This window comes from Mycobacterium sp. IDUB_28 (assembly GCF_055419285.1).
Map to the genome: position 1 here is coordinate 325,815 of NZ_JBVAXK010000007.1, position 19,244 is coordinate 345,058.

The following is a 19,244-nucleotide window of genomic DNA, read 5'->3' on the forward strand; positions in this document are numbered from 1 at the left end:
AGCTCGGTGCGCGGGCGCGGTTGATTCTGCGGCTGTGGCGGGGAAGTGCGAGTGAGCGCGCCCTGAGCGCAGAGTCAGCACCCCGAGGGACGCCCGCCGCCCGACGGGCTGCGGAATTGAAGCGCCCTAGAATGGGCGCATCATGACCGCACCGGGGGCTGCTAGCCCAGATACCCCGATCGCGGGGCTCGTCGAATTGGCGCTGACCGCACCGACATTCCAACAGCTCATCGAGCGTGCCTCCGATCGGCCTGCCGAACTGCCGCTGGTAGGACCCGCTAGCGCGCGGGTGTTCGTAGCCAGCGCGCTGGCCAGCAATGGTCCGTTGCTGGTGGTCACCGCCACCGGCCGGGCAGCCGACGACCTGACCGCCGAGCTGCGAGGAGTCTTCGGCGACGCCGCCGCGGTCTTCCCGTCGTGGGAGACCCTGCCGCACGAGCGGTTGTCGCCCGGCGTCGATACCGTGGGCAGCCGGATGATGGTGCTGCGCCGGCTGGCCCACCCCGACGACGCGCGGCTGGGTCCGCCGCTGCGGGTGGTGGTGACGGCAGTCCGATCGCTGCTGCAACCCATGGCCCCGCGGCTGGGGCATCAGCAGCCGCTCACGCTCACCGTCGGTGACGAGATGCCGTTCGAGGACGTGGCGCAGCGGCTGGTGGAGTTGGCCTACACCCGGGTGGACATGGTGGGGCGTCGCGGCGAGTTCGCGGTCCGCGGCGGGATCGTGGACGTCTTCGCGCCCACCGCCGAACATCCGGTGCGCGTCGAGTTCTGGGGCGACGAGATCACCGAGATGCGGATGTTCTCCGTCGCCGACCAGCGTTCGATCCCCGACGTCGAGGTGGACACGCTGATTGCGGTCGCCTGCCGCGAATTGCTGCTCACCCCTGAGGTGAAAGCACGTGCGGCCGAACTCGCCAAGGAGCATCCGGCCACCGAGAACACCGTGACCGGCAGCATCATCGACATGCTCGCCAAGCTCGCCGAGGGCATCCCGACCGACGGCATGGAGGCGCTGCAATCGGTGCTGCAGCCCGCAGAAGACGGGGCTCATGCGCAGCTCACCGATCAGCTACCCGACGGCACCCCGGTACTGGTGTGTGACCCGGAGAAGGTCCGCACCCGCGCGGCCGACCTGATCAAGACCGGCCGGGAGTTCCTCGAGGCGTCGTGGTCGGTGGCGGCGCTGGGTACCGACGCGCCCGTCGACGTCGAACAGCTGGGCGGGTCCGGGTTCACCGAACTCGACGAGGTGCGCGCCGCCGCGACCAGCGCCGGTCATCCGTGGTGGACCTTGAGCCAGTTGTCCGACGAGTCGGCGGTCGAGCTGGACATCCGGGCCGCGCCGTCCGCGCGGGGGCATCAGCACGACATCGACGGCATCTTCGCGATGTTGCGCGCGCACGTCGCGACCGGCGGGTACGCCGCGATGGTCGCGCCCGGCGCCGGCACCGCCCACCGGATGGTGGAACGGCTGGCCGAGTCGGACATCCCCGCGGCCATGCTGGAGTGTGGGTCCGCCCCGACGGCCGGTGTGGTCGGTGTGCTCAAGGGCCCGCTGCACGACGGGGTGGTGGTCCAGGGGGCCAACCTGGTCGTCATCACCGAGGCCGACCTGACCGGCAGCCGCGCCACCGCCGTCGAGGGCAAGCGGCTGGCGGCCAAGCGCCGCAACACCGTCGACCCGCTGGCGCTGTCCGCCGGCGATCTGGTGGTGCACGATCAGCACGGCATCGGCCGGTTCGTGGAGATGGTCGAACGCACCGTCGGCGGCGCCCGGCGCGAGTACCTGGTGCTCGAATACGCATCGAGCAAGCGTGGCGGCGGGTCCGACAAGCTCTACGTCCCGATGGATTCGCTGGACCAGCTGTCGCGGTATGTGGGCGGTCAGGCGCCGGCGCTGAGCAAACTGGGCGGCAGCGACTGGGCGAACACGAAGACCAAAGCACGCCGCGCGGTGCGTGAGATCGCCGGCGAACTGGTGGCGCTCTACGCCAAGCGGCAGGCCAGTCCGGGCCACGCGTTCGCCCCGGACACCCCGTGGCAGGCCGAGATGGAGGACGCGTTCGGCTTCACCGAGACCGTCGACCAGCTCACCGCGATCACCGAGGTGAAGGCCGACATGGAAAAGCCGATCCCGATGGACCGGGTGATCTGCGGCGACGTCGGCTACGGCAAGACCGAGATCGCGGTGCGGGCGGCATTCAAAGCGGTGCAGGACGGGCGGCAGGTCGCCGTGCTGGTGCCCACCACACTGCTGGCTGACCAGCATCTGCAGACGTTCACCGACCGGATGGTCGGGTTCCCGGTGACTGTCAAGGGCCTGTCGCGCTTCACCGATCCTGCCGAGTCCCGCAAGGTCGTGGAAGGCCTGGCCGACGGGTCGGTGGACATCGTGATCGGCACCCACCGGTTGTTGCAGACCGGGGTGCGCTGGAAGAACCTCGGACTGGTGGTGGTCGACGAGGAGCAACGGTTCGGCGTCGAACACAAGGAGCACATCAAGAGCCTGCGCACCCACGTCGACGTGCTGACCATGAGCGCCACCCCGATCCCGCGCACGCTGGAGATGAGCCTGGCCGGGATCCGGGAGATGTCGACGATCCTGACCCCACCCGAGGAGCGCTACCCGGTGCTGACCTACGTGGGTCCGCATGACGACAAACAGATCGCCGCGGCGTTGCGCCGCGAGCTGCTGCGCGACGGGCAGGCGTTTTACGTGCACAACCGGGTCAGCTCCATCGACTCCGCCGCTGCCCGGGTGCGTGGCCTGGTCCCCGAGGCGCGCGTCGTCGTCGCACACGGTCAGATGCCCGAAGACCTGCTGGAACGCACTGTCCAGGGGTTCTGGAACCGCGACTACGACATCTTGGTGTGCACCACGATCGTGGAGACCGGCCTGGACATCTCCAACGCCAACACATTGATCGTCGAGCGCGCCGACACGTTCGGTCTGTCCCAGCTGCATCAGTTGCGCGGACGGGTGGGGCGCAGCCGGGAACGCGGTTACGCCTATTTCTTGTATCCACCGAATGCGCCGCTCACCGAAACGGCCTACGACCGGTTGGCGACCATCGCGCAGAACAACGAACTGGGCGCCGGCATGGCGGTGGCGCTCAAAGACCTCGAGATCCGCGGCGCGGGCAACGTCCTGGGCGTCGAGCAGTCCGGGCATGTCGCCGGGGTCGGCTTCGACCTGTATGTGCGGCTGGTGGGGGAGGCCGTCGAGGCGTACAAGGCCGCCGCCGACGGCGAGACGGTGAGCACCGCCGAGGAGCCCAAGGACGTGCGGATCGATCTGCCGGTCGATGCGCATCTACCGCCGGACTACATCGCCAGTGACCGGCTGCGGCTGGAGGGTTATCGCCGGCTGGCGGCCGCCGCGTCGGACAGCGACATCGCCGCGGTCGTGGAGGAGCTCACCGACCGGTACGGCCCGCTGCCCGAACCGGCCGAGCGGCTGGTGGCGGTGGCGCGGCTGCGGCTGCTGTGCCGGACCTCCGGGATCACCGAAGTCAGTGCCGTGTCGGCGACGACGGTGCGGCTGTCCCCGATGACGTTGCCGGACTCTGCCCAGGTGCGGCTGGCGCGGATGTACCCGGGTGCTCGCTACCGCGCCACCACGTCGACGGTCCAGGTTCCCGTTCCGCGGGCGGGCGGAATTGGTGCCGGACACATCCGTGATGTCGAATTGGTGCAGATGGTGGCCGACTTGGTGACCGCAATGGCGGGTAAACCGCAGCAAGATATTGGTATAACGGAGCCCGGACCGCCGAGTAAGGAGCGACAAGGCAGATGATTGTCGTCCTCGTCGACCCCCGCCGGCCGGCACTGGTTCCGGTCGATGCCATCGAGTTGCTCTGCGGGAAGGTGCAGTACACCGAGGAGATGCCGATCGCGGTGCCGTGGTCGCTGCCCGATGCGCACCCGGCCCATACCGGTGAGGATGCGCCGGTGCTGCTGTCGTCGGATCCCAGTCACCCGGCGGTCACCGCGCGGCTGGCCGCCGGAGCCCGGCTGATCTCGGCGCCGGATCGCCAACGCGGCGAACGGCTGCTGGATGCCGTCGCGATGATGGACAAGCTGCGCACCGCGGGGCCGTGGGAAAGCGAGCAGACCCACGACTCACTGCGCCGATACCTGCTGGAAGAGACCTACGAACTGTTGGACGCAGTACGCAGCGGCAACGTCGACGAACTGCGCGAAGAACTCGGTGACCTGCTGTTGCAGGTGCTGTTCCACGCCCGTATCGCCGAGGATGCGGCGCAGCTGCCGTTCACCATCGACGACGTCGCCGACACCTTGATCCGCAAGCTCGGCAACCGGGTTCCGGGAGTGCTTGCCGGAGAATCGATCTCGCTGCAGGACCAGCTCGCACAATGGGAGGCGGCCAAGGCGGCCGAACGGTCCCGAAAGTCGCGGCACTCCGTGCTGGACGACGTGCACACCGGTCAGCCGTCGTTGGCGTTGGCGCAGAAGGTGATTGAGCGCGTCACCCACGCCGGGCTGCCCGCGGAGTTCATTCCCGCCGAGCTGACCATCATCACGCTATCTGCTGATGTGGATGCCGAAAACACTTTGCGCGCAGCAGTTCTGGATTTTGTGGACACTGTGCACCGGGTGGAGGGAGCGATTGCCGCGAGCCGCCGCGGTGACAGCATCGCCGAAGAGCTGGACATGACCCCGCTCGGTTTCGTCACCGAGGAGGAGTGGCGCAGTCACTGGGTGGCCGGCACCCCGACATCCGATGTCGTCGACGGGGAAGCCGCGGCGCCGGAAACCGAGCAGCCGGCCACGTCGCAGAAGGAATCTCGCGGCGGGTCATCCAAGAAGCGCAAAGGCCGGCGATAGCCGTTTGCACGCGACGGCAGTGATCGCGCTCGGCACCGGCGTTTGCGCCCGGCACCATCGACAGTGTGCGAAGGCAGCGTCTGAGGGCGCCGACAGACCGTCTCCGTGATCTTTGCGGCGACTCAGGGGCACTCCACAAATAGCGCCGTGAATATGTCCCTGAGGCGCTGGCCGAGCTGCTTCAGATGGGATGCGGCAGCGTCCCAAATATCGGACGCGCACGTTTGCTAGGCGTACCGGTCAACCGGGCCCGCCCGCAACCCGTGGGACGATGAGCGGGGAGAAAACACCGTTGCGGGGTCCGACAGGGAGATCCGACAGGGAGAGTTGTGTCGCCGAGACGCTGGTTGCGCGCGGTCGCCGTGATAGGGGCGACCGCGATGCTGCTGGCTTCAAGTTGTACGTGGCAGCTCAGCCTTTTCATCCCTGACGGTGTGCCACCGCCCGCGGGGGACCCGGTACCGCCGGTGGACACCCATGCCGCCGGCCGTCCCGCCGACCAGTTACGGGAGTGGGCGCAGCAGCGGGCGCCTGCTCTGGAGATGCCTGTCACCGCGCTGGAGGCCTACGCCTACGCCGCCCGGGTGGCTGAGGTCGAGAATCCCAAGTGTCATATCGCCTGGACAACGCTGGCGGGTATCGGGCAGGTCGAGAGTCATAACGGCACCTACCGGGGGGCGACGATCGCGCCCAACGGCGACGTCAGGCCGCCTATTCGTGGGGTGCGCCTCGACGGCACCGGCGGCAATCTGCGGATCGTGGACGAGGCCGACGCGGCCGCGTCGAACGGCTCCAGTGACGACGACGGCGTGCAACGCGCGATGGGGCCCATGCAGTTCATCTCCGAGACGTGGCGGCTGTACGGCGTCGACGCCAACAACGACGGCGCCGCCAGTGCGGACAACATCGACGATGCCGCGCTCTCGGCCGCCGGATATTTATGTTGGCGCGGAAAGGATCTCGCGACGCCCCGCGGCTGGATCACGGCGCTTCGCGCCTACAACAATTCCGGGGTGTACGCACGCGCGGTGCGGGACTGGGCGACCGCCTATGCGGCGGGTCATCCGCTGTAGAAAGATGAAGCGCTGACCCAGGCTTTACGCTAAACGTTGCCGGGGGTGTGTCAGAAGTCAGCAGGCGAAGGAGAGCCCAGTGCCCATTATCGAGCAGGTCGGAGCCCGCGAGATCCTCGACTCTCGCGGCAACCCGACCGTCGAGGTCGAGGTTGCGCTGATCGACGGAACATTTGCCCGCGCTGCGGTGCCGTCGGGCGCCTCGACCGGGGAGCACGAGGCCGTCGAACTGCGTGACGGTGGTGACCGGTACAGCGGCAAGGGCGTGAAGAAGGCCGTCCAAGCCGTGCTGGACGAGATCGGTCCGGCGGTGATCGGGCTCAACGCCGACGATCAGCGGCTGGTCGACCAGGCGCTGGTCGACCTGGACGGCACGCCGGACAAGTCCCGGCTGGGCGCCAACGCCATCCTGGGGGTGTCGCTGGCGGTCGCCAAGGCGGCCGCGGACAGTGCCGCGCTGCCCCTGTTCCGGTACATCGGCGGCCCGAACGCGCACATCCTGCCGGTGCCGATGCTGAACATCCTCAACGGCGGCGCGCACGCGGACACCGGCGTCGACGTGCAGGAGTTCATGGTGGCCCCGATCGGTGCCCCCAGCTTTCACGAGGCGCTGCGCTGGGGTGCGGAGGTTTACCACGCGTTGAAGGCGGAGTTGAAGAAAGACGGGCTCTCCACCGGCCTGGGCGACGAGGGCGGCTTCGCCCCGGACGTGGCCGGCACCAGCGCCGCGCTGGACCTGATCGTCCGGGCCATCGAGTCGGCGGGCTTCAAGTCCGGTGCCGACATCGCCCTGGCGCTCGACGTCGCTGCCACCGAGTTCTACACCGACGGCACCGGTTACAGCTTCGAAGGTTCCACCCGCACCGCCGAGGAGATGGCCGGGTTCTACGCCGAGCTGCTCGGCAACTACCCGTTGGTGTCCCTGGAAGACCCGCTGTCCGAAGACGATTGGGACGGCTGGGCCGCGTTGACGGCCAGCATCGGCGACCGGGTGCAGATCGTCGGTGACGACCTGTTCGTCACCAATCCCGAACGCCTCGAAGAAGGCATCGAACGCGGCGTGGCAAATGCGTTGCTGGTCAAGGTGAATCAGATCGGAACGCTGACCGAGACGCTGGATGCGGTGGCGCTGGCCCACCACAGCGGATACCGCACCATGATGAGCCACCGCAGCGGCGAGACCGAGGACACCACCATCGCCGATCTCGCGGTGGCGGTCGGCAGCGGGCAGATCAAGACCGGTGCGCCGGCCCGCAGCGAGCGCGTCGCGAAGTACAACCAGCTGCTGCGCATCGAGGAGGCGCTGGGCGACGCGGCCCGCTACGCCGGCGACCTGGCATTCCCACGATTCGCGCTGGACCCGAAGTAAAGCCGCTTGGCCGCCAAGTCTGATCCGAAGCGTCGTTCCCCGGCATCGCGGCCGGGGAAGGCCGGCGACTCGGCTCGGGGCCGGCGCGCCAGCTCCAAACCGGTCGCCAAACCGGGCTCCAGGCCGCAGTCCAAGCCCGCGCAGACCGCGCCCGACGAGAGCCGCAGCTCTGCGCATTCGCTGCAGGACCACGTCGTCGAGCCCATTAAGCGCAAGTTCAGCGAATCCGTCGACCAGCGCTCCGACCAGCGACTCGGCTTCACCGCGCGCCGAGCCGCCATTCTGGCCGCGGTGGTCTGCGTGCTGACGTTGACCATTGCCGGCCCGGTGCGCACCTATTTCGCGCAGCGCACCGAAATGGCGCAGCTGACCGCGACCGAAACCGCGCTGCGCCGCCAGATCGCCGACCTGGAGCAACGCAAGGGCCAGCTGGGCGACCCGGCTTACATCGCGGCGCAGGCGCGCGAACGGCTGGGATTCGTCAAACCCGGCGACATTCCGTTCCAGGTGCAGCTGCCGCCGACGGCCGCGACCGCGCCACAGCCGGGCGGTGAGGGCAACCCCCAGGCCAAGAACGAACCCTGGTACACCTCGCTGTGGCACACCATCGCCGATGCGCCGCACCTGCCGCCCACTGTTGCCCCGGCACCCGAACCGGGGCCGGTGCCGCCGAATCCACCGGATTCCGGTGGTTGATCGGGCGGACCTGGAGGCGGTGGCGCGACAGCTCGGGCGCGAGCCGCGTGGGGTGCTCAGCATCGCCTTCCGGTGTCCCGACGGCACCCCGGGCGTGGTGAAGACCGCTCCGAAACTTCCTGACGGAACGCCTTTTCCGACGTTGTACTACCTGACGCATCCGGCGCTGACGGCGGCTGCGAGCAGACTGGAGACCACCGGCTTGATGCGTGAGATGACGGAACGGTTGGGCCGGGACGCGGACCTGGCGGCCGCGTACCGCCGGGCGCACGAGTCGTATCTGGCTGAGCGCGACGCGATCGAGCCACTGGGAACCACGTTTTCCGGCGGTGGCATGCCGGACCGGGTCAAGTGCCTACATGTGCTGATCGCACACTCGTTGGCCAAGGGGCCCGGGATCAACCCCTTCGGGGACGAAGCGCTGGCACTGTTGGCTGCTGAGCCTGCGACCGCGAATCTGGTTGGGAGACAATGGGTATGAGCCGTCTAGCCGGAATCGACTGCGGTACCAACTCGATTCGTCTGCTGATCGCCGATGTCGCCGACGGCCGGCTGACGGACGTCCACCGGGAAATGCGGATCGTGCGGCTGGGCCAGGGGGTGGATGCGACCGGCGCGTTCGCTCCGGGCGCGATCGCCCGCACCCGGGCCGCGCTGACCGACTACGCTGAATTGCTGGCGCAGCACGGCGTGCAGCGGGTGCGGATGGTCGCCACTTCCGCCACCCGCGATGCCAGCAATCGCGACGAATTCTTCGCGATGACGGCCGAGGTGCTGGGCACGGTGATCCCCGGTGCGGTCGCCGAAGTCATCACCGGTGCCGAGGAGGCCGAGTTGTCGTTCCGCGGTGCGGTCGGCGAATTGGACAGCGCTAACGCGCCTTTCCTTGTTGTCGACCTCGGCGGCGGCTCGACCGAGATCGTGCTCGGCAAGGCGGCTGACGAGGTGATCGCCAGCTACTCGGCCGACATCGGTTGTGTCCGGCTGACCGAGCGCTGCTTGCATTCCGACCCGCCGACCGCGGCGGAAGTCGAGGCGGCCGCACAGGTGGTTCGCGAACGACTCGAGGTCGCACTGCGCGCAGTGCCCGTCGAGGGGGCACGGACCTGGGTGGGACTGGCCGGGACGATGACCACCTTGTCGGCCCTGGCCCACGAGATGACCACCTATGACGCTGCAGCCATTCATCTTTCGCGGGTGGCGCTGGCCCCATTGCTGGACGTCTGTGATCGGTTGATCGCCATGACCCGCGCTGAGCGCGCCGCGTTGGGACCTATGCACGAGGGCCGCGTCGATGTGATCGGCGGCGGTGCGATCGTGGTGCGGGAGTTGGCCCGCGAACTGCACGACCGGGCCGGTATCGCCGAGTTGACGGTCAGCGAACACGACATCCTGGACGGCATTGTGCTGTCGATCGCCGCGCCTACACTTCGAATCGGTAGCCCATACCCGACTCGGTGAGCAAATGCCTAGGGTTGGCCGGATCGTCTTCGAGTTTGCGCCGCAACTGCGCCAGATACACTCGCAGATAATGGGTTTCGGTCGCGTACGCCGGTCCCCACACCTCTTTGAGCAAGTCTTCGCGGCCCACCAGCTTGCCCCGATTGCGCACCAGCACCTCGAGCATGCCCCACTCGGTGGGGGTCAGATGCACCTCGGTGCCGTTGCGGGTGACCTTCTTGGCGGCCAAATCCACGGTGAACGCCTCGGTTTCGATGACCGGCTGGTCCAGCTCCGAGGCCGCGGTGTTGCGGCGTACCGCCGCCCGTAACCGGGCCAGAAACTCGTCCATGCCAAAGGGTTTGGTGACATAGTCGTCGGCACCGGCATCCAGTGCTTCGACCTTGTCGGCGGAGTCGGTGCGGGCGGACAGCACGATCACCGGTGCGCTGAGCCAGCCGCGGAGACCCGCGAGCACGTCGATGCCCGACATGTCGGGCAGCCCGAGGTCCAGAATCACCACGTCGGGGGGATGGTCGGCGGCGGCGCGCAGCGCGCCGGCCCCGGTGGACGCGGTGATCACCTCGTATCCGCGTACCGAAAGGTTGATGCGCAACGCCCGCAGGATGTGCGGCTCGTCGTCGATCACCAGCACGCGGGTCATCGTTCACCGCCTTCGCACGGGGCAGGCAGATCCACCAGCACGGTCAGCCCGCCACCGGGCGTATCACCGGCGGAAATCGCGCCGCCCATCGCCTCGACGAAGCCGCGCGCCACCGACATGCCCAGGCCCACGCCGGTGGTGTTGTCCTGATCCCCAAGGCGCTGGAAGGATTCGAAGACGTGCTCTTCGGTGCCGTGCGGGATGCCCGGGCCCTCGTCGACGACGTTGATCAACACCCGGGCGCCGACGCGGCCCGCGTTGACCCGGACCACACAGTCGGGCGCATAGCGCAGCGCATTGTCGATCAAGTTGGCCAGCACCCGCTCCAGCAGCCCGGCGTCGGCCATTGCCACGGCGTCGCCGACGTCGACCTTGACGCGGTCGATGGCTGACCGGTAGAAGCCGGTGGCGCCCTTGCCGATGCTGACCAGGGCGCGCTGCACCACTTCCTCGACGTACACCAAGTGCCGTTCGGGACGCACCACGCCGGCGGCAAGCCGCGAGGAGTCGAGTAGGTTGCCCACCAACGCGGTCAGCTGATCAATGGATTCTTCGATGGTGGCCAGCAATTCGGCGGTGTCCTCGGGGGAGAACGCGATGTCGGCGGCGCGCAGACTGGACGCCGCCACCTTGGCCGCGGCCAGCGGCGTGCGCAGGTCGTGGCTGACCGCCGAAAGCAGTGACCGGCGCAATTCGTCAGCCCGCACAATGGCTTCGGTACGGCCGGCCTCTTCGGCGAGTTCGCGCTGGCGGACCAGCCCGGCAGCCTGCTTGGCCACCGCGCCGAGCACCCGGCGGTCCCGCGCCGCAAGTTTGCGCCCGGCCAGCAGCATCCAGAACTCGTCGTCCCCGACCTCGATCGCAGTATCCGCGGAATCGACTGTGGCGCAGGCGTCTTTGCCGACGGAGGCAATGACCTTACGGTGACCCGATTGTTCGCGCAGCATGCTGACGCTGCGCTGCGAGTACGTCTCGCGCACCCGCTCCAACAGCGTGGCCAGATCGGCACCGCGCAACACCGATCCGGCGAACAGGGTCAGCAGCTCGGCCTCTCGGGCGGCGCGGCGGGCCTCCCGGGTTCTCTTGGCGGCACTGTCCACCAGCACCGACACCGCGACCGCGATCAGCAGCAGCACCAATTCGGTCACCGCGCTGTTGGGTGCGGCGATGGTGAAGCTGTGTCGCGGAGCGATCAGGAAATAGTTCAGCAGCAGTCCGGACAGCACCGCCGAAAGCACCGCCGGCGCAACGCCTCCCAGCAGACCCACCAGGAGCACGCCGATGAAGAACAACGCGCTCTGGCCACCGGTGTCCAGGTAGGGATCTAGCAGCGTGACCGCGATAGTGCATATCGCCGACGGGATGATTACCGCCGCCAACCAGGAGATCAGCCGTCGTTCACGGGGCGACGAAGGTGTCCGGGTGCCCCGCTTGGCTTGGTCGTGGGTGACGATGTGAACGTCGATCTTGCCGGAACGTTGCACGATCGCGGCGCCGATGCCCTCGTCGAACAGGCGTGCCCACCGAGACCTGCGGGAGGTGCCGATCACCAGCTGGGTGGCGTTGATCTCGCGGGCGAAGTCGAGCAACGCATCGGGCACGTTGTCGCCGACGACGGTGTGCAGCGAGGCGTCCAAACTGTTTGCCAGTTCCCGGATTTTGCTCATCCGGGACTCGGACAGCCCGGCGAGCCCGTCGCCGCGCAGCACGTGCACCACCATCAGTTCGGCACTGGATTTCGAGGCGATCCGCGACGCCCGTCGAACCAGCGTCTCTGACTCCGGGCCGCCGGTGACAGCGACCACCACTCGCTCGCGGGCCTCCCACGTGTCGGTGATCTTGTTCTCCGCGCGGTACTTGGCCAGCGTGGTGTCGACCTGATCGGCCAGCCACAACAGCGCCAATTCCCGCAGTGCGGTGAGATTTCCACGCCTGAAATAATTGGACAGCGCCGCGTCGATCTTCTCAGCCGCGTAGACGTTGCCGTGGGAAAGCCTGCGCCGCAACGCCTCCGGGGTGATGTCAATGAGCTCGACCTGGGCGGCCTGTCGCACGATCGAATCCGGAATCGTCTCTTTCTGCTCGATCCCGGTGATCTGGGCGACCACATCGTTGAGGCTTTCCAGGTGCTGGATGTTGACGGTGGAGATTACGGTGATCCCGGCGTCGAGCAGTTCTTCGACGTCCTGCCAGCGTTTCTCGTTCCGGCTGCCCGGGGTGTTGGTGTGGGCGAGCTCGTCGACCAGGACTACCTGCGGGTGTCGCGCCAGCACCGCCGGAACGTCGAGTTCGGGAAAGCGGCCGCCACGGTAGTCGATGTATTGCGGTGGGATGACCTCGATGTCGTCAAGCAGCTCAGCGGTTTTCGCCCGCCCGTGGGTTTCCACCACCGCCGCCACCACATCGGTGCCGCGTTCGAGTCGACGGTGCGCCTCGCTCAACATCGAGAAAGTCTTGCCGACGCCGGGCGCCGCACCGAGATAGATGCGCAGCTCGCCGGGCTTGGGACGGTGCACTGTGAAGCCGGGGTCGGTCACATCAACATCATCCACCTTCGGCGCTAACCCGTGGCCGGGTACCTGCGGTCCAACGCGAGATTGAGTTGGACGACGTTGACTGCGGGCTCACCGATGAAGCCCAGCGTGCGATCGCTGCGATACTGCTGCACCATGTGGCGGATCTGATCGGGTGTGGCATGTCTGGCCTTGGCGACCCTGTTCACCTGGATCTCGGCGTAGCCGGGGGAGATGTCCGGGTCCAGGCCGCTGCCGCTGGCGGTGACGGCATCCGCGGGCACCTGGGGCCGGCCGGGCGCGGCGCCGCGCACCGGCACGATCATGCCGCTGGCGTAGTCCTCGCCGAAGACGGCGCATTCGACTCGCACGCCCTGGTAACTGTCCACGAAGGGCAGCTTGGTGGACGCACAGGGCTCGTTGATGCTGACCACCCGCGTCGGGTGCACCACCTGGCCGCGCTCGTTGCGGGGACCCAGCACCGCCAGCACCGAACCGACGCCCGCCGCCGTGCAGAAGGGACGCGACCCGTCCACGCCCTCGAGTCGCCCCACGGCAACGCTGCGCGAGCAGACCAGGGTGAGCAGGCTGGCCTTGAAGCCGGCGTCGGCCGCACTCTTTCCGGCGGCCATCTTGGCCGGATCGGCCATGGTGTCGATGACGTTCTCGGGTCCCAGGTTGCTGCCGCCGGTGGACATCGGGTCGTATCCGGCGCCTGCGGCCGACGGGCGGGACTGGAAGTACTGCGGGAGCGGGTTGCCGGCTGAGTCGGTGAACGATTGCCCGATCAGCTTGCTGCCGAGCGTTGTACCGCCGACCCGCAGCAGGGACCCTTCTGCTCGGTCGTGCAACCCGGGCAGCAGCGCCACCAACCAGATCAGCAGCGGGTAACCGAGGCCGAGCAGCACGGTGAAGACGAGCAACGCGCGCAGTGCGGCCCAATGTTGACGAATCGTGTTGGCGAAGTTCATCTCAGGCGATCCCCGGCAGCAGTTGAACGATCAGGTCGATGAGCTTGATCCCGACGAACGGGGCGAGGATGCCGCCGAGTCCGTAGCGGTAAAGGTTGCGGCTCAACAGCTTTGCGGCCTGGCTGGGCGTGTACCGAACGCCGCGCAGCGCCAACGGAATCAACGCGACGATGACGACGGCGTTGAAGATGACCGCGGACAGTATCGCCGATTGCGGGCTGTGTAATCGCATCACGTTGAGCAGGTCCAGGCCGGGGAACAAGGTGACGAACAAGGCCGGGATGATCGCGAAGTATTTGGCGATGTCGTTGGCGATGGAGAAGGTGGTCAGCGCGCCCCGGGTGATCAGCAGTTGTTTGCCGATCTCGACGATCTCGATCAGTTTGGTGGGGTCGGAGTCCAGGTCCACCATGTTCCCGGCTTCTTTGGCCGCCGAGGTGCCGGTGTTCATCGCCACCCCGACATCGGCCTGGGCCAGCGCGGGGGCGTCGTTGGTGCCGTCGCCGGTCATCGCCACCAGTCGCCCGCCCTGCTGCTCGCGCTTGATCAGCATCAGTTTGTCTTCGGGGGTGGCTTCGGCGAGGAAGTCGTCGACTCCGGCTTCCTCCGCGATCGCCTTGGCGGTCAACGGATTATCCCCGGTGATCATCACCGTGCGGATGCCCATCTGCCGCATCGCGTCGAATCGGCCCCGCATGCCCTGCTTGACAACATCTTTGAGGTGGATGACGCCCAGCACCCGGGCCTCGTCGTCGGGGCGGCCGCCCTGGCGCACCCGGCCCACCACCAGCGGGGTGCCGCCCGCCGCGGAGATGCCGTCGACGATGTTGCCGAGTTCGGCGGGCACGGTGCCGCCATGGCTACGGACCCACTCGGCCACGGAGCTGGCCGCACCTTTGCGCAACTGCCGTCCGTCCAGGTCGACGCCCGACATCCGGGTTGTCGCACTGAACTCGACCCACGAAGCGTTGCCGAGCTCGCCCGGCGTCCGCGCCCGCAACCCGTAGGCCGACTTGGCGTAGACGACGATCGAACGGCCCTCGGGGGTCTCGTCGGCCAGGCTGGACAACTGGGCGGCGTCGGCCAGTTCCTCGTGCGTGATACCGGTAACCGGAATGAATTGTGCGGCTTCGCGATTGCCCAGGGTGATGGTGCCGGTCTTGTCCAACAGCAGGGTGTTGACGTCGCCGGCCGCTTCCACCGCACGGCCGGACATAGCCAGCACGTTGCGCTGCACCAGCCGGTCCATGCCTGCGATGCCGATCGCGGACAGCAGCGCCCCGATGGTGGTGGGAATCAGGCACACCAACAGTGCCACCAGCACGATGCCGCTGATGCCGTCACCGCTCAGCGCCGAGGTGTCCGCCACCCCCGGGTTGTCGGCCTTGGCATAGATCGCCAACGGCTGCAGGGTGGCGACTGCGAAGACGAAGATGATGGTCAGCGCGGCCAGCAGAATGTTGAGCGCGATCTCGTTGGGCGTCTTCTGCCGGTTCGCGCCCTCGACGAGGGCGATCATCCGGTCCACGAAGCTTTCGCCGGGCTTCTGGGTGATCCTGACGACGATGCGGTCGGACAGCACCGTCGTCCCGCCGGTCACCGCGGACCGGTCACCACCGGATTCCCGGATCACCGGCGCGGATTCCCCGGTGATCGCCGATTCATCAACGGAAGCAATACCTTCCACGACGTCACCGTCGCCGGGTATGACCTGACCGGCGGTGACCACCACGATGTCGCCCTGCTGCAGCAGCGGTGCGGCCACCTCCTCGGCCGGGCCGGGACTGCCCGGGGTCCAACTGGTGAGGCGATGGGCGATGGTGTCGGCCTTGGACTTTCGCAGCGAATCGGCCTGCGCCTTGCCGCGTCCCTCGGCCACCGCTTCGGCCAGGTTCGCGAAGACGACGGTGAGCCAGAGCCAGCCGACGGTGATCCAGCTGAACCAGGTCTCTTCCCCGAACGCCAACACCGTGGACCACACGGCACCGATCTCGACGATGAACATCACCGGGTTGCGCCACAGCGTGCGGGGATCGAGCTTGCGTAGTGCGTCGGGCAGCGACGTGACCAGCATGGTGGGGTCGAGCAGGCCGCCCGGCAGCTTTGCGGCCGCGGCGTGGCCGCTGTGCTGGTTCGTCGGTGGTTCGGTGGTGATCGTCACGTCAGTGGATCCCTTCGGCGAGCGGCCCGAGCGCCAGCGCGGGCAGGAAGGTCAGCGCGACCAGGATGAGCGTCACCCCGACCACCAGGCCGACGAACTGTGGTCGGTGGGTGGGCAGGGTGCCGCGGGACTCCGGGGTAAAACCTTGGCGGGCAAGCGAACCGGCCAGGGCGAGGACCAGGATGATGGGGAGGAACCGGCCGAACACCATCGCCAGTCCCAGCGCGGTGTTGTACCAGACGGTGTTGGCGCTCAGACCGGCGAACGCCGAGCCGTTGTTGTTGGCTGCAGAGGTGAACGCGTAGAGCACCTCGGACAGCCCGTGCGGCCCGGAGTTGGCCATGCCGGCCCGTTGGCCGGGCAGCGCCATCGCGACGGCGGTTCCGACCAGCACGATGAGTGGCGTCACCAGGAAGTAGCTTGCCGCCAGCTTCATTTCGCGGGGGGTGATCTTTTTGCCGAGGTATTCCGGGGTGCGGCCAACCATCAACCCGGCGACGAAAACCGTCAGCACGGCCAGGATCAGGATGCCGTATAACCCCGAGCCGGTACCGCCGGGCGCGACCTCGCCCAGTTGCATGTTGAACATCGTCATCAGACCGCCCAGGCTGGTGTACGAGTCGTGCGTCGAGTCGACCGCACCGGTGGACGTCAGGGTGGTGGCGTCGGCGAAGATCGCCGAATCGATGACTCCGAAACGCTGTTCGACGCCCTCGCTGGCGGCACCGACGGCCGTCGGGACGGTGCCGTGGTGCTGCAGCTGGAACACCATCATCAGGGTGACGCTGAGCGTGGCCAACGCGCCGACGACCGCGGCGACCGCGTAGCCCTGTTTCTTGTTGCCCACCATCCGGCCGAAGGTGCGGGGCAGCGAGAAGGGTATGACGACCAACAGGAAGATCTCCACCCAGTTGGTCCACGCCGTCGGGTTCTCGAACGGGTGCGCGGAGTTGGCGTTGAAGAACCCGCCGCCGTTGGTGCCGAGCTCTTTGATCGCCTCCTGGCTGGCGACCGGACCGCCGGGAATGATCTGCGGCGCGCCGGCCAGTGTGCTGGCCACCTGGTCATGCAGGTGGAAATTCTGCACGGCGCCGCCGGCGACCAGGACGATCGCGCCGAGGATCGAGATCGGCAGCAGGATACGCACCGTACCCCGGGTCAGGTCCACCCAGAAGTTGCCGAGCTCCTCGGTGCGGTGGCGAGCGAATCCGCGGATCAGCGCGACGGCGACGGCCATGCCGACCGCGGCGGACAGAAAGTTCTGCACCGCCAACCCGGCCATCTGCACCAGGTGCCCCTGCGTCGATTCGCCCGAATAGGCCTGCCAGTTGGTGTTGGTGACGAAGCTGACCGCGGTGTTCCAGGCCAGCGCCGGACTCAGGTGGGTGGCCGGGTCGGACAGGTGCAGCGGCAGTCGGCTCTGACTGAGTTGCAACAGGTACAGAAAGACGACGCTGACCGCCGAGAATGCGAGCAGGCTGCGGGCGTAGGTCTTCCACGTCTGCTCGGCCGCGGGATCGGCGCCGACCATGCGGTAGACGAGAAGCTCTGCCCGAGAATGCTTGTCGGAGCTGTAGACGCGGTACATGTAGTCGCCCAGCGGGACGTGCGCGGCCGCTATCGCGATCATCAGCAACGCCAGGAACAGCGCACCGGGGCCCATCAGAATTTCTCCGGATAGAGCAGGGCTGCCATCAGCAGCGCCGCGACCAAGACGGCCAGCACCAGGCCCACGGTGTTGGCGAAACTCATCTGTCCAACTTCAGCAATGCCCCGAGCGTGGCGAAGATCGCCACGGTCAGCGCGAGATAGGCCACCACCGACATCTCCGTCTCAACTTTCGCGCACGTGGACCCTCGGGGTGAGGGCCGGATCGAACGTTAGGCGCGACGGCGGCCCGGGGGCCGCGGCCTTGACGGTTTCTTTACGGAGTGGGCCGCGACCTTTACGGCGCAGGCAGCGGCGGCGCGTTAGGTGGCGTCGACCGGCGGATCGATCAGTGGCAGCCGCACCCGGAACACGGTCAGACCATTGGCGGATTCGGCGGCCACCGTGCCCTCGTGCGCCTTGACGATCGAGCTGACGATGGCCAGTCCCAGTCCGTGACCGGAACCGTTGGAACGTGCCTTATCGGCCCGGACGAACCGCTCGAACAGATAGGGAAGGACCTCCGGGTCGATGTCGGGTCCGTCGTCGGCGACCGTCAGCTCGACGTAGGGCCCGCCCGCGCCGTCAGGGTCGGGGTTGCCGGCGGCGTGGCAGGTGATGGCGGTGGTCACCGTGACGTCCGGGGGAGTGTGCACCCAAGCGTTGGTGAGCAGATTGCTCAACAGCTGGTGCAGCCGGGCGTGGTCCCCGTTCACCCACACCGGCACGTCGGGCAGCTTGGTGACCCAGCGGTGCGTGGGGGCGGCCACGGCCGCGTCGTTCACCGCGTTGATCACCAGATCGGCGAAGTCCAGCTCTTCGGTTTGCAGGTCCTGGCCCTCACCCAGCCGTGACAGCAGCAGCAGTTCGTCGACCAGGGACGCCATTCGCCGCGCCTCGGACTCGATGCGTGCCAGCGCGTACTCGGTGGTGGGCGGCAGATCGGAACTGTCCTGGCGGGTCAGCTCGGCGTAGCCCTGGATGGCCGCCAGCGGTGTGCGCAGCTCGTGGCTGGCATCGGTGATGAATTGGCGCATGCGCAAGTCGGATTCGACGCGGTGGGCCAGCGCGCTGTCGACGTTGTCGAGCAACTTGTTCAGGGTGTGCCCGACGATTCCGACTTCGTTGTCCGGGTCGGTGTCCTCCGGACGGACCCGCACCCTGATCTGGTGGTCGTCGTGCGCAAGCGGCATCGCCGCCACCTCCGCGGCGGTTGCGGCGACGCGGCTCAACGGCCGCAGCGCATAGCCCACCACCCACGCCGTCAAGGCGGCGGTGACCAGCAGTGCGGTGGCAACCAGGGCGGCGGTGGTGAGTTGTTTGCGGGAGATGATCGCCTCGGCGATGCTCAGCGAGACACCGACCACCAGGCGGTCGGATCCGGCGATGCGGCTGTCCACCTGATGCGGGCCGAGGGTGCCCAGATTCTCGACGCGCGACGAGCCGTCGGTCCACGACTGCGCTTCGATGGCGCGGATGACATCCGGTGGCGCCGGTCGTGGCTCGTCCTCGGAGAAGACGGCCGACGCGATGACCTTCCCGTCGCGAATCACGGCGATGAGGTTTCCGGGGGTCTGGCCGGTGAACTCCAGCAACGCCTGCGACACCGGCGGTATCCCGTTGTGAACCGAGGTGTGTTCCCCGTTGCGGTACCGCGCGTAGGCGTGGCTGAGCGCGTGCATCGATTCGGCGACTTCGGCGTCGTTCATGGCGGTGACGTAGCCGCGCAGCGTCCACACCGAGACGACGCCGACAGCCACCAGCACCACCGACACCACGCTCAGCACACCCAGCAGCAACTGACGGCGAAGCGAGCGCGGGAACCACCGCGGGGTGTAGCGATCCCCCGTCATGCCGAA

Annotated in this window: 14 protein-coding genes; 7 read left to right on the forward strand and 7 right to left on the reverse strand. The window is 67.7% G+C overall.

Annotated features, from left to right (window positions below):
- The first annotated feature begins 142 nt into the window (after positions 1-142).
- From mfd to ACZYZ9_RS17290, 7 genes are all read left to right on the forward strand, one after another.
- Positions 143-3,799, forward strand: coding sequence for a transcription-repair coupling factor (gene mfd, locus ACZYZ9_RS17260; protein WP_463827473.1), 3,657 nt, complete (start codon positions 143-145; stop codon positions 3,797-3,799).
- Positions 3,796-4,851, forward strand: a complete 1,056-nt coding sequence (locus ACZYZ9_RS17265) for a nucleoside triphosphate pyrophosphohydrolase (protein ID WP_463827474.1) — start codon at positions 3,796-3,798, stop codon at positions 4,849-4,851. Before mfd ends, ACZYZ9_RS17265 begins: the two co-directional genes overlap by 4 nt.
- A 329-nt stretch (positions 4,852-5,180) precedes the next feature.
- Positions 5,181-5,924 carry a lytic transglycosylase domain-containing protein gene (locus ACZYZ9_RS17270; RefSeq protein WP_463827475.1) on the forward strand — a complete coding sequence of 248 codons (744 nt, stop codon included), beginning with the start codon at positions 5,181-5,183 and terminating at the stop codon, positions 5,922-5,924.
- Between the two features lie 79 nt (positions 5,925-6,003).
- Positions 6,004-7,293 carry a phosphopyruvate hydratase gene (gene eno / locus ACZYZ9_RS17275; protein WP_463827476.1) on the forward strand — a complete coding sequence of 430 codons (1,290 nt, stop codon included), beginning with the start codon at positions 6,004-6,006 and terminating at the stop codon, positions 7,291-7,293.
- A gap of 6 nt (positions 7,294-7,299) precedes the next feature.
- Positions 7,300-7,989 carry an FtsB family cell division protein gene (locus ACZYZ9_RS17280; protein WP_463827477.1) on the forward strand — a complete coding sequence of 230 codons (690 nt, stop codon included), beginning with the start codon at positions 7,300-7,302 and terminating at the stop codon, positions 7,987-7,989.
- The gene (locus tag ACZYZ9_RS17285; protein WP_463827478.1) at positions 7,982-8,470 is read left to right on the forward strand and encodes a DUF501 domain-containing protein; all 489 of its coding nucleotides are present in this window, start codon (positions 7,982-7,984) and stop codon (positions 8,468-8,470) included. Before ACZYZ9_RS17280 ends, ACZYZ9_RS17285 begins: the two co-directional genes overlap by 8 nt.
- Positions 8,461-9,450, forward strand: coding sequence for a Ppx/GppA phosphatase family protein (locus tag ACZYZ9_RS17290; RefSeq protein ID WP_463827479.1), 990 nt, complete (start codon positions 8,461-8,463; stop codon positions 9,448-9,450). Before ACZYZ9_RS17285 ends, ACZYZ9_RS17290 begins: the two co-directional genes overlap by 10 nt.
- Here ACZYZ9_RS17290 and ACZYZ9_RS17295 read toward each other — a convergent pair.
- From ACZYZ9_RS17295 to ACZYZ9_RS17325, 7 genes are all read right to left on the reverse strand, one after another.
- Positions 9,413-10,093, reverse strand: a complete 681-nt coding sequence (locus tag ACZYZ9_RS17295; protein WP_463827480.1) for a response regulator — start codon at positions 10,091-10,093, stop codon at positions 9,413-9,415. The two genes, ACZYZ9_RS17290 and ACZYZ9_RS17295, sit on opposite strands and share 38 nt — an antisense overlap.
- The gene (locus tag ACZYZ9_RS17300; protein ID WP_463827481.1) at positions 10,090-12,645 is read right to left on the reverse strand and encodes a DUF4118 domain-containing protein; all 2,556 of its coding nucleotides are present in this window, start codon (positions 12,643-12,645) and stop codon (positions 10,090-10,092) included. The genes ACZYZ9_RS17295 and ACZYZ9_RS17300 overlap by 4 nt, the downstream gene beginning before the upstream one ends.
- An 8-nt stretch (positions 12,646-12,653) precedes the next feature.
- Positions 12,654-13,577 carry a potassium-transporting ATPase subunit C gene (locus tag ACZYZ9_RS17305; RefSeq protein WP_463827482.1) on the reverse strand — a complete coding sequence of 308 codons (924 nt, stop codon included), beginning with the start codon at positions 13,575-13,577 and terminating at the stop codon, positions 12,654-12,656.
- 1 nt (position 13,578) lies between these two features.
- Complete coding sequence (gene kdpB / locus ACZYZ9_RS17310) at positions 13,579-15,732, reverse strand: potassium-transporting ATPase subunit KdpB (RefSeq protein WP_463827516.1); 2,154 nt, start codon at positions 15,730-15,732, stop codon at positions 13,579-13,581.
- A 7-nt stretch (positions 15,733-15,739) separates the two neighbouring features.
- The gene (kdpA, locus tag ACZYZ9_RS17315; protein ID WP_463827483.1) at positions 15,740-17,401 is read right to left on the reverse strand and encodes a potassium-transporting ATPase subunit KdpA; all 1,662 of its coding nucleotides are present in this window, start codon (positions 17,399-17,401) and stop codon (positions 15,740-15,742) included.
- A complete protein-coding gene (locus ACZYZ9_RS17320) occupies positions 17,401-17,490 on the reverse strand; it encodes a potassium-transporting ATPase subunit F (RefSeq protein ID WP_463827484.1) in 90 nt (29 codons plus the stop codon). The genes kdpA and ACZYZ9_RS17320 overlap by 1 nt, the downstream gene beginning before the upstream one ends.
- A gap of 218 nt (positions 17,491-17,708) precedes the next feature.
- Complete coding sequence (locus ACZYZ9_RS17325; protein WP_463827485.1) at positions 17,709-19,238, reverse strand: sensor histidine kinase; 1,530 nt, start codon at positions 19,236-19,238, stop codon at positions 17,709-17,711.
- Positions 19,239-19,244: the final 6 nt, after the last annotated feature.

What these genes read in the sequence shown, in the direction of transcription:
- ACZYZ9_RS17320 (WP_463827484.1), bottom strand. Translation starts at nt 17,490, where the DNA reads ATGAGTTTCGCCAACACCGTGGGCCTGGTGCTGGCCGTCTTGGTCGCG.
- mfd (WP_463827473.1), top strand. Translation starts at nt 143, where the DNA reads ATGACCGCACCGGGGGCTGCTAGCCCAGATACCCCGATCGCGGGGCTC.
- ACZYZ9_RS17325 (WP_463827485.1), bottom strand. Translation starts at nt 19,238, where the DNA reads ATGACGGGGGATCGCTACACCCCGCGGTGGTTCCCGCGCTCGCTTCGC.
- ACZYZ9_RS17305 (WP_463827482.1), bottom strand. Translation starts at nt 13,577, where the DNA reads ATGAACTTCGCCAACACGATTCGTCAACATTGGGCCGCACTGCGCGCG.
- ACZYZ9_RS17265 (WP_463827474.1), top strand. Translation starts at nt 3,796, where the DNA reads ATGATTGTCGTCCTCGTCGACCCCCGCCGGCCGGCACTGGTTCCGGTC.
- ACZYZ9_RS17290 (WP_463827479.1), top strand. Translation starts at nt 8,461, where the DNA reads ATGGGTATGAGCCGTCTAGCCGGAATCGACTGCGGTACCAACTCGATT.
- kdpA (WP_463827483.1), bottom strand. Translation starts at nt 17,401, where the DNA reads ATGGGCCCCGGTGCGCTGTTCCTGGCGTTGCTGATGATCGCGATAGCG.
- ACZYZ9_RS17295 (WP_463827480.1), bottom strand. Translation starts at nt 10,093, where the DNA reads ATGACCCGCGTGCTGGTGATCGACGACGAGCCGCACATCCTGCGGGCG.